10 protein-coding genes and 1 pseudogene are annotated in these 13,022 nt (G+C 46.7%); 4 read left to right on the plus strand and 7 right to left on the minus strand.

Translation table 11 applies throughout. The annotated features are described in order from the left end of the window. Positions 1–120 precede the first annotated feature (120 nt). The 3 genes from ACH10T_RS03730 to ACH10T_RS03740 all read right to left on the minus strand — a co-directional run bounded on the left by ACH10T_RS03730 (position 121) and on the right by ACH10T_RS03740 (position 2,754). The gene (locus ACH10T_RS03730) at positions 121–687 is read right to left on the minus strand and encodes a hypothetical protein (RefSeq protein ID WP_394807987.1); all 567 of its coding nucleotides are present in this window, start codon (positions 685–687) and stop codon (positions 121–123) included. 94 nt (positions 688–781) lie between these two features. Continuing rightward, entirely contained in the window at positions 782–1,321 is a 540-nt protein-coding gene (locus ACH10T_RS03735; protein ID WP_394807988.1) for a glutathione peroxidase, read from the minus strand. Between the two features lie 233 nt (positions 1,322–1,554). Then, positions 1,555–2,754, minus strand: a complete 1,200-nt coding sequence (locus tag ACH10T_RS03740; RefSeq protein WP_394807989.1) for an ABC transporter permease — start codon at positions 2,752–2,754, stop codon at positions 1,555–1,557. A gap of 387 nt (positions 2,755–3,141) precedes the next feature. On the opposite strand from ACH10T_RS03740, the gene ACH10T_RS03745 reads away from it, so the two are divergent. Together ACH10T_RS03745 and ACH10T_RS03750 are read left to right on the plus strand one after the other, a co-directional pair. Beyond that, on the plus strand, positions 3,142–3,339 hold the full coding sequence (locus tag ACH10T_RS03745; RefSeq protein WP_394807990.1) for a hypothetical protein: 198 nt from the start codon (positions 3,142–3,144) through the stop codon (positions 3,337–3,339). Positions 3,340–3,879: 540 nt separating this feature from the next. Continuing rightward, positions 3,880–7,248: a PAS domain S-box protein gene (locus ACH10T_RS03750; RefSeq protein WP_394807991.1), complete on the plus strand. Its 3,369-nt coding sequence runs from the start codon at positions 3,880–3,882 to the stop codon at positions 7,246–7,248. Between the two features lie 18 nt (positions 7,249–7,266). Here ACH10T_RS03750 and ACH10T_RS03755 read toward each other — a convergent pair whose 3' ends face one another. The 3 genes from ACH10T_RS03755 to ACH10T_RS03765 are packed head-to-tail and all read right to left on the minus strand — an operon-like array spanning position 7,267 to position 10,287. Then, positions 7,267–8,469 (minus strand): ABC transporter permease, encoded by a 1,203-nt coding sequence (locus ACH10T_RS03755; RefSeq protein ID WP_394807992.1) that lies wholly within the window; start codon positions 8,467–8,469, stop codon positions 7,267–7,269. Further along, entirely contained in the window at positions 8,456–9,139 is a 684-nt protein-coding gene (locus tag ACH10T_RS03760; protein ID WP_394807993.1) for an ABC transporter ATP-binding protein, read from the minus strand. Before ACH10T_RS03760 ends, ACH10T_RS03755 begins: the two co-directional genes overlap by 14 nt. Next, positions 9,136–10,287 carry an efflux RND transporter periplasmic adaptor subunit gene (locus ACH10T_RS03765; RefSeq protein WP_394807997.1) on the minus strand — a complete coding sequence of 384 codons (1,152 nt, stop codon included), beginning with the start codon at positions 10,285–10,287 and terminating at the stop codon, positions 9,136–9,138. The genes ACH10T_RS03760 and ACH10T_RS03765 overlap by 4 nt, the downstream gene beginning before the upstream one ends. A 131-nt stretch (positions 10,288–10,418) precedes the next feature. On the opposite strand from ACH10T_RS03765, the gene ACH10T_RS03770 reads away from it, so the two are divergent. Both ACH10T_RS03770 and ACH10T_RS03775 read left to right on the plus strand, forming a co-directional pair. Continuing rightward, the gene (locus ACH10T_RS03770; protein WP_394807994.1) at positions 10,419–12,053 is read left to right on the plus strand and encodes a DNA mismatch repair protein MutS; all 1,635 of its coding nucleotides are present in this window, start codon (positions 10,419–10,421) and stop codon (positions 12,051–12,053) included. A gap of 72 nt (positions 12,054–12,125) precedes the next feature. After that, on the plus strand, positions 12,126–12,938 hold the full coding sequence (locus tag ACH10T_RS03775; RefSeq protein WP_394807995.1) for a toll/interleukin-1 receptor domain-containing protein: 813 nt from the start codon (positions 12,126–12,128) through the stop codon (positions 12,936–12,938). 4 nt (positions 12,939–12,942) lie between these two features. Here the strand turns inward: ACH10T_RS03775 and ACH10T_RS03780 are convergent. After that, positions 12,943–13,022 (minus strand): annotated as a pseudogene (locus ACH10T_RS03780) (IS5/IS1182 family transposase); the annotation flags it as partial.

The following is a 13,022-nucleotide window of genomic DNA, read 5'->3' on the forward strand; positions in this document are numbered from 1 at the left end:
CCGGCCATTAAACAGTTCTATTTCTCATGGCAGAGAAGGCCGGATACGGAGATTCTAATAAATCTTTTTAATGGCCGGATCAATAATTTGGTAACTGCACGATCTGATTCTTGGTTCATATCATTCAAATGGAGAAATATCCAGCTTCACACCATATCCGCTGTTTACCTCGGCGGTTCCCGTAATAATCGCATTACACGTAGTGATTTGGCTCGAGAGTCCCTTTTCATCCAATCTACGCCGGAAGCTTAAGGCTTGTTCACGGTTTAAGTAACCGACTGTCCGGCTATTAATGTCCACCCGGACGGTGTTGCTGTCGTGGGAATTATCGTTATCCGGTATCAAATGCGCTGTCAGAATGTGTGTTTTAAGAGTTGAATCTTCATCAGGGGCTATTGCATTTTCCTGTAGCAACTGATTGATCGCTTCCTGAAAGGATTCTCCGGCGATTGCAATAGTAAATAGACCCAGTTCCGGCCAGGCGTAATAGCCGCTTGCTGTATTGGTGTTTTGTTGTGAGTCGACATGCGAAAGTGCTTTCGGCTCTCGAGCGGCGATTTTATCTCTCGATATATAGAGAATTACCGCTGAAATCAGGGCTACCGGGAGAATATGCGACTTGTCGACACTGGCGCCTGCCATTAGTCCGAAAATCAACGAGAATACTAGGATTGATAATAGGCTCATTTCTTGTATTACCTCCTTTTGTTACCGGCACGAACCAAGATGGTTTGTTTTGAATGCGGGAATTATCTTTCTAATCAAATGGCAATTTATTATTTTATTTTTGTAACGCTTGTTCGATAGCTGTCACAACCGCTGGATCAGACGGTTTTGTGTGCGGGCTGAAGTGCGCGATCAACTTGCCGTCGCGGCCGATCAGGTATTTTTGGAAATTCCATGTCGGGTAGGTCCCCGATAACTCGGCCAATTGCACATAGAAAGGGTGCGCATTTTCTTTTTTCACCGTTGTTTTCTCGAACATCGGGAAGTTGACACCATAGGTCAGGTGACAGAACTCCTGAATCTCCGTTTCAGTTCCCGGCTCCTGACCCATAAAGTCATTTGATGGAAAACCCAATACGACAAACCCCTGTTGCTCATATTTTGTAAATAATTTTTCCAGCCCTTCATACTGCGGCGTGTAACCGCATTTACTTGCGGTATTGACGATTAGCAGCACTTTACCGGAGTAGGTTTCACATAAATTCACTGTTTCCGGTGCCGCCAGTTTGCGAAAATTATGATCCAGCAGGGTACTGTTGCAGGCCAAAACCGGATTAATCAGGAAGGTCATGATCAAAGCGAGAAAAATACGCATAAGTTGTTTCCTCAATCGATGGGTTGGTGGGTCAAAGAAAAATATGTTTGTGAGTATTTTATCCCACTTATCTTTTTATGTATTAAGAAGCTTTTTAAAGACCGTCATTCCGAGTAGAGCGAGGAATCTATATTGTTGATTGTCAAAGATTCCTCGCTACGTTAGAAATGACAAATGTAGATTATTCTGGTTTTCTTAATCGATTAATGAATCAAAAGCTTTAATCATCTTCTCTAATCCGTACGCAAAGCATCCACCGGATTCAATTTTGCCGCGCGCATAGCCGGTATCACGCCGGCAGCTAGGCCGATCACCATGGATAAACACAGGGCACCAAACACAAAATCCCACGGAATATTCACTGGCAAACCGCTAATAAAAAATTTAAACAGCCATGCGATGCCCGTTCCGATAATCAATCCTGCCAAACCGCCGAGGGTCGATAGTGCGATCGATTCCAGCAAAAACAAAATGCGGATTCGCGCGCGTGTCGCGCCTAATGCGGTGAGTAGGCCGATTTCCGATACGCGCTCGGAAACTGCAATATGCATCAGCGTGACCATGCCCACTGCTCCAACCAGCAGGGAGATGCCACCTAGCGCGGCGACGGCGAACTTTAATACATTCAGAACCGTAGATAACGTGTTGAGCATTTGTTGTTGCGGCTTAACGGTAAAATCTTCACGGCCATGCCGCGCCACCAGGATGCGGTTAATATCTTCGACTACCGCCTGCACCGGCGCATCCGGGTGGTAGGAAAAATTGATTTCCATGACACCTTGCCGGTTGAAAACTTCCAATGCACGGGCTGTGGGCACAAAAACCGTGTCGTCCAGATCAAAACCAAGCACATTACCTTTGGATGCCATCACACCGATAATGCGAAAACGTGATCCGCCAACTTGCAGCAAAGCGCCGAGCGGATTGGCATCACCGAACAGTTCCGTCCGAACTTTCGAGCCCAGCACCGCATATGCGCGCGGATTGCGTGGGTCATCACCCGGTAAGAATTGCCCGATAGCGACTTGCATATTGAATGCCCGGGCGAAATCAGGTCCCTGCCCATACGCGGTTACCCGCCTGCTGCGACCTTGAGCGCGGATTTCTGCATTGCCGACTACGCTGGCATTGGTATATTCCGCGTAGCGGCTCTGTTTTAGCGCCATGCCGTCTTCTATTGTCAACAATCGCGCACTGCCGATGGCACCTAAGGAGCCGCCATGCGTATTGATTTTGCCCGGAGTGATGGTAACGATATTAGTGCCGAATTGCGTGAATTCCAACAATACGAAACGTTGAACACCGTCGCCAATTGCAGTCAGCAGAATGACTGCAGCAATACCGATGGCAATCCCCGATGCCGATAAAACGGTGCGTAAACGATGTGCCGTTAAAGAGCGGAAAGCAAAATGAAAAGTATCAAGAGTGTTCATTGTTTGCTTTAGGTAACTTTAAATTTTCATATTTTTAATCCTAAGCAGTGTACCAAGATAGTAATGTCCCTGCATGATAGTAATGTCCCTGCATGAGCGTCTGAGAACCGCGATCCGGTAACAGTTTAATTGGGTACCAATTCCAGCAAGCTTTCCGATCACACTCATCCGGATCCTGATAGTGAGTATTAGGTTATCAAGTGTAGTGTGCTACTGATCACGCGTATCGATTTCAATGAAAAGAAGATTAATGCAATAGAAAACAGATTCAATTTATCGCACTCATTCAATCTGGGAGTGCTGACAACAATCAATTTTATGATTGATGTAGATCAACTTATAGATAACTCACATGGACTAGTCTTAAAGCTTAAAGAGGAGATTAAAATGATGACAACAAAATATTTATTATTAGCTGCACTATTTGTAATATGGGCGCTTACTGCTTGTAATGAACCGAGAAGAACGCCCGATGGGCATCTGATGGATAGACCGAAAGTATCAGCTTATGGCCCGGATGATGTAACGAGGCACGATACGGGTGCTTCTGACGCTGACGGTAAGTCTGTTGGTGACAAGAAGTAATCTTATCGTGGCTAAATATTGTAAGAACAAATTAACACGTCGATTGCATAACTAGTAACAAGGCGTTACATCGTTTGATAATATTGAGGCTAAATCGAATCAATTTCGTCAATACGAAATGTTGAAAGCCGACAACAATCGATAATCGTGTGAATCACCACAGGTAGGTATCGAGATTGTAATGTGCCTACCCTAAGAGCCTGGATATTAATTGCGTTACTCCCATTTGGATCCTGACCAGAAACAGTCAGGATCCAAATGGAGTAATGCACAAATCGTTACAGTTATTTTGATCCATCGCTTCGATGCGATGGTTAGTATTTGATTTGCAGTTTATCTTTCTAAATTCTCTTCATTTTTGACCTTATCTTTCTCTAAAACCAATTAGAATGCCTTGAGTATTTTGACTGCTTATCTCGAGAATTAGATGACTATTTGAACGATACTCGCGTTTGACACCCTACTTTGTTTCCCGTAAATTAATAAGTAAGTATTTTCTGACGCAATCCCCGTGCTTTTTTACCTTCCCGGAGCATTCATATGCCCGCTGCACCATTACCCGAGGATGAATTAATTCGCTTAAAGGCACTTGCCGATTTGGAAGTATTGGATTCATCATACGAATCTGAATTTGATGCATTGGTTCAGGCTGCTGCGCTGGTGTGTGATGTACCTATCTCGCTAATTAGTTTAGTTGATGCTGAACGGCAATGGTTTAAGGCTAATATCGGACTACCTGGCGTTACCGAAACCCCGCGAGAAATGGCATTCTGTGCTTATACCATCCATGATGACGGTATTCTTGAAGTAGAAGATGCTACCAAAGACTCCCGCTTTAATGACAACCCCTTAGTCAATTCCGAACCCAATATTCGTTTTTATGCAGGTGCAACCTTGCGTTTAAGCGAAGGTGCGAATGTCGGCACACTTTGCGTGATTGATATTAAGCCGCGCAAATTGGATGACAAGCAAAGAGCGATACTCAGTTCTCTTGCTAAAGCAGCAGTAGGCATGCTTGAAGGTCGCCGGGCCTTGGTAATGGAACACCGCACATTGAAACAAGTCACGCATTTGGCTGGTCAATTATCTAACAGCGAAGCGCGCTTTCGCATACTCTGTGAAGCATCACCGTTAGGTATTTTTTCCACTGATGCGATAGGAAGTTGCACCTATACCAATGCGTGCTGGCAAGAAATTTTTGGCTTGACACTCGAGAAAAGCTTGGGTTATGGCTGGCAGGATGGATTACATCCTGATGATAAAGCGCAGATACTTACGGCGTGGAACACCAGTACAAGCAAGAGGTCGGGATTTGATTTTGAGTTTCGTACCCAAGATAAACAGGGTAGTACGCGATATGTTCATACTCGCGCCAAACCGATCTTTTCCGCTGAATCAAACGCTATGGGATTTGTTGGTTCGGTAGAAGATATTACTCAGCATAAAATGTTAGCGCAAGAAAATAGTGCGTTACTCAACACCATTCGTGCACAATTTATTATGTCGATTACCGATACGAAAGGGAAAATCGTGGAGGTGAATGATAGTTTCTGTGCTATTAGCAAATATTCTCGCGAAGAACTCATTGGCAGTAACCATCGCATTATTAACTCAGGTTCTCATCCACGCGAATTTTTCACCGACTTGTGGCAAACCATCTCTAAAGGAAAATCTTGGCGCAGTGAAATTTGCAATCGCGCAAAGGATGGAACAATGTATTGGGTGGATAGTGTTATCACCCCGTTAAGAAATGCCGCGAGTGAAATTGACCGTTATGTTTCGATACGTCGAGACATTACAGAACGCATGAATCAGCGTTTGTTGCTTGAAGAAACCCATAATCGTATGTCGCTTGCCACCAATAGCGGTGAAATCGGTGTATGGGAATATAACATTACCCATGGCACTTTAGTATGGGACGAGTGGATGTATAAACTCTATGGATTATCGCCAACAATCCAATCTGAAGTGTACGAGTTATGGGTAAAACATTTACACCCAGATGATAAAGGGGAAGCAGAAAAGGCGCTCTCAGATGCGATTGCAGGCATTGCACCATTCAATACTGAATTTAGAATTATTTGGTCCGACAGCAGCATTCACCATCTCCGTGCCGCTGCGCAAGTAATACGAGATGAGCAAGACAATGCGCTAAGAATGATTAGCGTTAACTGGGATGTCAGCCGCCTGCGTAGGCTTACCGAAGAATTAGCCGAACAACACGAATTGATGCGCATAACACTAAAATCCATTGGCGATGCAGTTATCACCACCGATGCCCAAGGCAATACCCAGTGGATGAATCCCGTTGCCGAACACATGACCGGCTGGACCAATGAAGAAGCAAAAGGGCGTCCACTCCCACAGGTTTTTCATATTGTCAATGAAGAGACTCGACTCCTGACTGAGAATCCAGTTGCCCTTTGTATGAAGCAAGGGAAAGTAGTTGGTCTTGCCAATCACACGATTTTAATTTCTCGCGATGGCGATGAATTTGGCATTGAAGACTCCGCTGCGCCCATTCGCAACGAACGAGGCGACTTACTCGGCGTTGTTCTCGTATTTCATGATGTGACCGAACAACGCCGCTTAAGTGGGGAAGTCAGCTACCAAGCCTCGCATGATGCGTTAACCGGATTAGTTAACCGTGCGGAATTTGAAGTGCGTCTGCGCCGCATATTGCAAAGCACCCATGTAAAAGAATCTCAACATGCCCTGATGTATATCGATTTAGATCAATTTAAAGTGGTAAATGACACCTGCGGACACTCGGTTGGCGATCAATTGCTGCAACAAGTTAGTCAACTATTACTCGAAACGGTGCGCACTCGAGATACTTTGGCAAGATTAGGGGGAGATGAATTTGGCGTACTTTTGGAACACTGCACTGCCGGGCAAGCACAACGAGTCGCACAAAAAATTTGCGACAAAATGGAAGATTTTCGTTTTCATTACAATTTGCATCGTTTTCGCATTGGTACCAGTATTGGCCTGGTCGAAATTGACAACCGTTGGCAAACAACTGTCGAGCTAATGCAAGCTGCGGATACATCCTGTTACGCTGCAAAAGATGCTGGACGCAATCGTGTACATATTTGGTTCGATACCGATCAAACCATGCGTGCACGACATGGCGAAATGCAATGGACTACGCGTATTGAGCACGCCCTTGATGAAAACCATTTTCAACTCTATGCGCAACGCATCATCGATTTGTCAGATGCAAGCAACGGAATTCATGCGGAAGTATTACTGCGCATGTTGGATACCGATGGTACCATCATTCCACCCGGTGCTTTTCTCCCTGCGGCGGAAAGATTCAATTTAGCCTCTCGTATCGACCGCTGGGTTTTACGCAGTGTCATCCAATGGCTTTCTGAACGCTCTGAAGATGCCCCTGCCATCGATATGCTGTGTATTAATCTCTCAGGGCAGTCTATCGGCGATCGTATCTTTCATAGCCACGCAACCGATTTGCTCAGAAAAGCGGGATCAACTATTTGCGCGAAAATTTGTCTGGAAATTACCGAAACCGCTGCCGTTACGAACTTGGCGGATGCGTCATTATTTATTGAACAAGTCAGTTGTCTCGGTGTGCGTGTTGCGCTCGATGATTTTGGTGCAGGTGCATCGTCGTTCGGTTACTTGAAGAATCTAGCCGTCGATATTTTAAAAATCGATGGCCAATTTATTAAAGACTTGGTGGACGACCCATTAGATGATGTGGCTGTACGTTGTTTTATCGATGTAGCCCGCGTTGTTGGGTTAAAGACAGTGGCAGAATTTGTAGACAAGCCTGCAGTGTTATCCCGCGTGCGTGAGCTTGGTATTGATTATGCCCAAGGTTTTCTAGTGCACAAACCAGAACCCATAGATTGCTTAATTGAATTAAGCCACATTGCTGCATGATGAGTGCATTAATCTTATTTATTTTTTGCTCAGTGCTTTCACGGCATCCAATCGAGCCGCTTGACTGGCGGGTATCAAACTCGCCAGAATACCGGTGATCAGCGCGACAGCAATGCCGGCAACTGATGCCCAGGCTGGCGCCCATGAGGGGAGTTGCGGATAAGCCAAACGCAACATCAGACTACCAAATTGTCCCAATAAGAATCCCAAAACGGCGCCAGCCAACGACAACCAAACTGCTTCAGCAAAAAACAAGCGGCGTATGTCGGTGGATGTAGCGCCGATGGCTTTCAGCAGTCCAATTTCCGATGTGCGCTGGTTGACCGAAACCAGCATCACATTCATCACTAAAATACCGGCAACAATCAAACTGATCGCGGCAATACCGGCAACGGCCAAAGTCAATGCATGCAAAACCCGATCAAAGGTGGCGAGGATAGCGTCTTGTGTAATCACCGTCGTGTCATCCTCACCGTCATGGCTTTGCCGTAGGGTTGCCAAAATGGCTTGCTTGGCGGATTCAATTTCACTATGACTTTTGGCTTCGATCAGAATACGAAATAGCGAGGTGGTATTGAACAGTGCTTGGGCATAATCAATCGGAATGATGACGATTTCATCGGTATTGAAACCCATCGACTCGCCTTGCGAAGCCAGAACACCGGAGACCAAAAACCGGTTGTCGCCTAACCGGACACGTTGCCCAATGGCTTGGCTGCGGGGGAAAAATTCATTGGCAATTTTTGCACCTAAAACGATTTGAGCGCTGCGCTCGGTGCCATGCGCCAGAAAACTTCCCTGTGCCAGTTTCATATGCCGGATTGGTATCAAATTGGCCGTGCTGCCTAAAACCGTGACTTCACGCAACCGATTGGCAGCGGAGAGCTCCGCAGCACCAACATTGAGCGGGGCATAGCGCCGGACTTGCGGCAATCGGCCCAGCAGTTGCGCATCTTTTAAGGTCAAATCGCGGGGGGTCTGGCCTAATACCGCGCCCAAAAATGATCCGGAAGTTTCTGCGCGCCCGGGAAGGACTACGAGCAAATTGGTGCCGATGGAAGAAAATTGGTTGATCACATAGTTTCTCGCGCCATCGCCCAAAGCTGTTAGTACAACCACCGCCGCCACGCCCAATGCCATCGCTAGTATGATCAGCAGTGAACGGATGCGATAGCTTACCACGGTTTTAAATGAAGTTTGCAGCGTATCAGTGAGCGTCATCGGCTTGATCCGTCAATATCTTGCCATCGCGCATACCGATTTGGCGATGCGCGCGCGAACCCAATTCCCGATCGTGCGTGACGACAATCAACGTAGTACCCGTGTGATGCAGGTTTTCCAGCAACAACATGACCTCAGCGCCGATCTGATGATCCAGATTGCCGGTGGGCTCATCGGCCAGAATAACGCTGGGATGCATAATTGTGGCACGCGCAATCGCCACACGCTGGCGCTGCCCGCCGGAAAGTTCGGCTGGACGGTGATGTGCACGTTCTTTAAGCTCAAATGCTTGCAAAGCATTATTCACAAGACTCTGACGTTGTGCAGACGGCATACCGCTTAGAATCAAAGGTAATTCGATATTTTCTGCAGCCGTTAAGCGGGGAATCAGATGGAACGATTGAAACACAAAACCGATTTTTTCCCGGCGAATTTGCGCTTGTTCCGTTTCCGACAGATCGGTAATTAACCGTTTATCCAGCTCATAGCTACCGCCATCGGGTTTATCCAGCAAACCGATAATATTTAGCAACGTGGATTTCCCGGAACCGGAAGGGCCCATGATCGAAACATACTCCCCCGAAGCGATATGCAGATTGATGTTATTGAGTGCGTAGACCGCCTGATCCCCCATGTGAAATGTACGGGTAATGGCCGTCAGGCGGATCATTGGGGGGGCTTTGGTTGCACGGCAACACCGGTTTTGATGTTGTCCTTGTCAAAGGAAATCAGTATCTGATCGCCTGCTTTCAAACCGCTGCGGATTTCGGTGAAGCTCCAGTTGCTCAACCCGGTTTCCAACTGTTGCTCGACTAAGCGGTTTTTGGCGTCAACGACCCAGACTTTGTTACTTTGCCGTATGGCTTGTGTCGGAATGCGTACGATATTGTCTTTCCGTTCAAGAACGACTTCGACATCGGCGCTGTAGCCCACTAGCAAGGTATCTGTTGAGATCTGTAAGAAATCCACTTCAATATCCACAGTTCGAGCCTGTTTCTCAATTTCCGTCACATACGGTGCGATACGCCGGATTTTTCCAGGGAAAATTTTATCCGGCATCGCATCCAATGTAATGCGCGCTTCTTGCCCTATTTTGATTTTGGGTGCATCGACTTCATCCATCGGTGCCGTGACATACAAACAACTGTCGTCGATCAGATCAATCGTCGGTGGGGTTGGGATGCCGGGTGGCGAGGGTGTGGTAAATTCACCCAGCTCACCGCTGATATGGGCAATGACACCCGAAAAAGGCGCGAAAATGACGGTTCGGTCCACTCCCGCCTGAGCGACACGAATTTGCGCTTCAGCGCGCTTGATGTCGGAAATGGTCGCATCACAACTGGCCTGCCGGGAACGTGCATTGGCATCGGCATCCTCCGCACGCTGCGAACTGACAAAACCTTGCTCAACCAGTTGTTGTGTACGGATCGATTCGCGCCGGGCATTCTCCGCCAAAATACAAGTTTCGCGGCGGCGTTCCTGCGCCATCGTGAGTTGCCGCTGCGCCAGTTCACGCTGTGCCTGGAGATCCTGGCTCCAAAGTTCCAACAAAATCTGGCCTTTTTGCACGTGGTCGCCTTCTTTCACCCAGATTTTGGCGATCTGCCCGCCGGTAATGGGCGCAAGATTAGATCGCTGGCAGGATTTAATCGTGCCCGCTCGAGTGTTGACAATGGTCGCTTCGACATTGCCGGTTGCGACGATAGCCAATTCCACTTCCAACGGCTTGGGCTGGGTAAAATACCAGCTGGCAAAAGCGATTGCGCTCACTACAATGGCAAGGCTGATTAATCGGAGCGGTTTTTTGACGGGTGACATCATCAGAAATGCGGTGCCGGTTTGTAATAGGAAGACATTGGGTTGTGTTTCATTCTAAAACTGCGTATTTTACACGTTCATTTAAAGCCGCTTGATGGCAACTCACAAAAACCTTGAAATAGACTATCCGTATGATTGATATTTGGCGCAAAAAATTCATCTTATCCGATTCCGATCGACCTACAAGCATGGAAGATATCCGTCCAACCGAGACGGATTATGAAGCACTAGACCCGAAAACGTTTGAAGCGATAGAAACCGAAGCGTTGTTTCGCACGATTGATCAAACAAAAACTGAGTGTGGCCGCTTGGCGTTGTATCGATCCATCGCCCGTCCTGTTCAGGATGCGCTGGTATTACAACAGAAACAGATTGCGTTGCGTGAAATAGAATCGAATCCGGAACTTAATGATGCACTGGCTAATTTTGTCGGAAAAATCGCATCGGGGGAGAAATCGCTGAAACATCTTCTGTATGGTGAATTCTCCGGCGGCCTGGCTACCGATGAGCCGAGCTCGCGTTCGGACAAGCTGGAATTTGGCGGCTACGGCTACCGGCAATATCAGGACGGCACCCAATTTGCCGTCGATCTGGTCGAGAAAGCCGAGGCACTGCCACACCCGCAATCCGCTTATTTACGCACGCTGCTGGATGCAATCCATGATTTTGGCCAATCGCGCACGTTCGCGCTGATGCAAGGCCCGGTTTATTCGATGGGCGGAAAATTCAAATCAAAAAAAGAAAAAACCAGTTTTGACCTGTATTCACGCTTCCGCCCTTCGCTGTTTAAGCTCATGCCGATGCTGCTTTCCCTTACCGCCGGATATGGTCTTCTGTTTTTCATGGAAATTTTGATGCCTGAATTAGGTGCATCGTATCTCTTTTACGGTATCTTGGCGCTCACTTTGCCGGTGTTTCCGATTGTTCTGCTGGCGATTGGTGTATCCGACCGCGATTCGATCATATATCCGTTGCGCAAACAATTCCGCGAAAGCCCGGAATTGGCCAAGGCGATCGAAGCATTGGGATTGCTCGATGAACTGTTGTCTTTTGTCCGCTATGGGCAAGCATGTACCGGGGACAGAGTATTGCCGGAAATTCTCGATGACAAGCAGCATCGGCTGACTGTCAGTCAGGCGAGGAATCCGCTGCTGATTAAGAACATGCCGGATTATGTGCCGAACGATATTCATCTGGATCTGGCAGGTCGCGTACTGATCATCACTGGTCCGAATAGCGGCGGTAAAACGGCGTATTGCAAAACCATCGCGCAAATCCAGTTACTCGGGCAAATCGGTTGCTACATTCCCGCCACGCAAGGGCAACTGGTTCCGGCCGAACATATCTATTACCAAGTCCCCGACCCCGGCCAGCTCAGCGCCGCGATGGGTCGTTTCGGCCATGAACTCCAGCGCACGCGCGAAATTTTCTTCAACGCCACCCCGCGTAGCCTGGTGGTACTCGATGAATTATCAGAAGGCACGACGTTTGAAGAAAAAATGACCATTTCAGAATATATCCTGAAAGGATTTCATAAACTCGGCGCAAGCACCTTGCTGGTCACGCATAACCACGAATTGTGCGAACTACTGCAGAAAGATGGCATTGGCCGGTATTTACAAGTGGAATTCATGCCGCAAGGCCCGACGCACCGCCTGATTGCAGGTATCTCCAAAGTCAGCCATGCGGATCGAGTTGCTAGTGCGATTGGGTTTAGCCGGAAGGATATTGAGGATCATTTAGAGCGGCAGGGTGGACTATCATGAAAGCGGAATATGATCTGTCTTTTACGTTAGACTTGACACAAAACACTGTCATTTGTGATTAAAGAACATAAAATGAATCAAATGCAAGTATTTATTAGTCATGACAGCAAAGATGTTGAAATAGTATCGATTCTCGTTGATATATTGAGGAGTTCACTTAACATTCCTCCAAAACAAATTAGGTGTACTAGTCTAGACGGTTTCAGGCTTCCAATAGGAACCCTCATTACTGATCGAATAAAAAAAGAAGTTTGTGAAAGTAAGGTATTGATTGCTCTTATAACACCTAACTCTTTGGAATCACAGTATTTTATGTTTGAATTAGGTGCGCGTTGGGGTGCAAATCTCCCGCTACTTCCTCTTTTTGCTGGTGGAACTAATATAGACGACGTTAGTCAATTGTTGCGGGATTTTAACATCCTTCAATGCAGCTCCGAAAATCAAGTAATACAAATGGTGAATGATTTAGGAGAACATCTTGAGCGCATACCTGAAGGTGCGAATTGTTATTTGAATCAAGTAAAAAAACTTGTTGCGGCCTCAAAATGCGTGGAAACTGAGTATATCGAATCGCTCGGGCAAATAGATGATTATAAGCAGGTTGGCTTCCAAGCGCAGATGAAAGAAGAGGATGAGGAAATTGGTCAAGAATATTCTGATTTCTTTAGGATTGCTCATAGATTTTATGTAGATTTTTTTCGATCCAGAGGCGACATAGATTTCCCAGATAAGCTGGAAGGTTTAATAAGGGCAGCAGGTACTCCGCCTCATATTACTGAAGTCGAATTAATTTCCTGGTCTAGCCTTTATGAGGATGGGTTAAACCAAGATCAACGTCGAATGTGGAATTTCGTTAAAAAAATCTATCCTGCTAGGGTCTGTTGACATTTCACATAGGTAGCCACAGATATCCACAAGCCATGGCAACCATACTTTCGTAATTTCTTTTCAGTTTGTCATATCGTGTTG

The sequence above is a fragment of the Nitrosomonas sp. genome, from assembly GCF_043753625.1.
Lineage (GTDB): Bacteria > Pseudomonadota > Gammaproteobacteria > Burkholderiales > Nitrosomonadaceae > Nitrosomonas.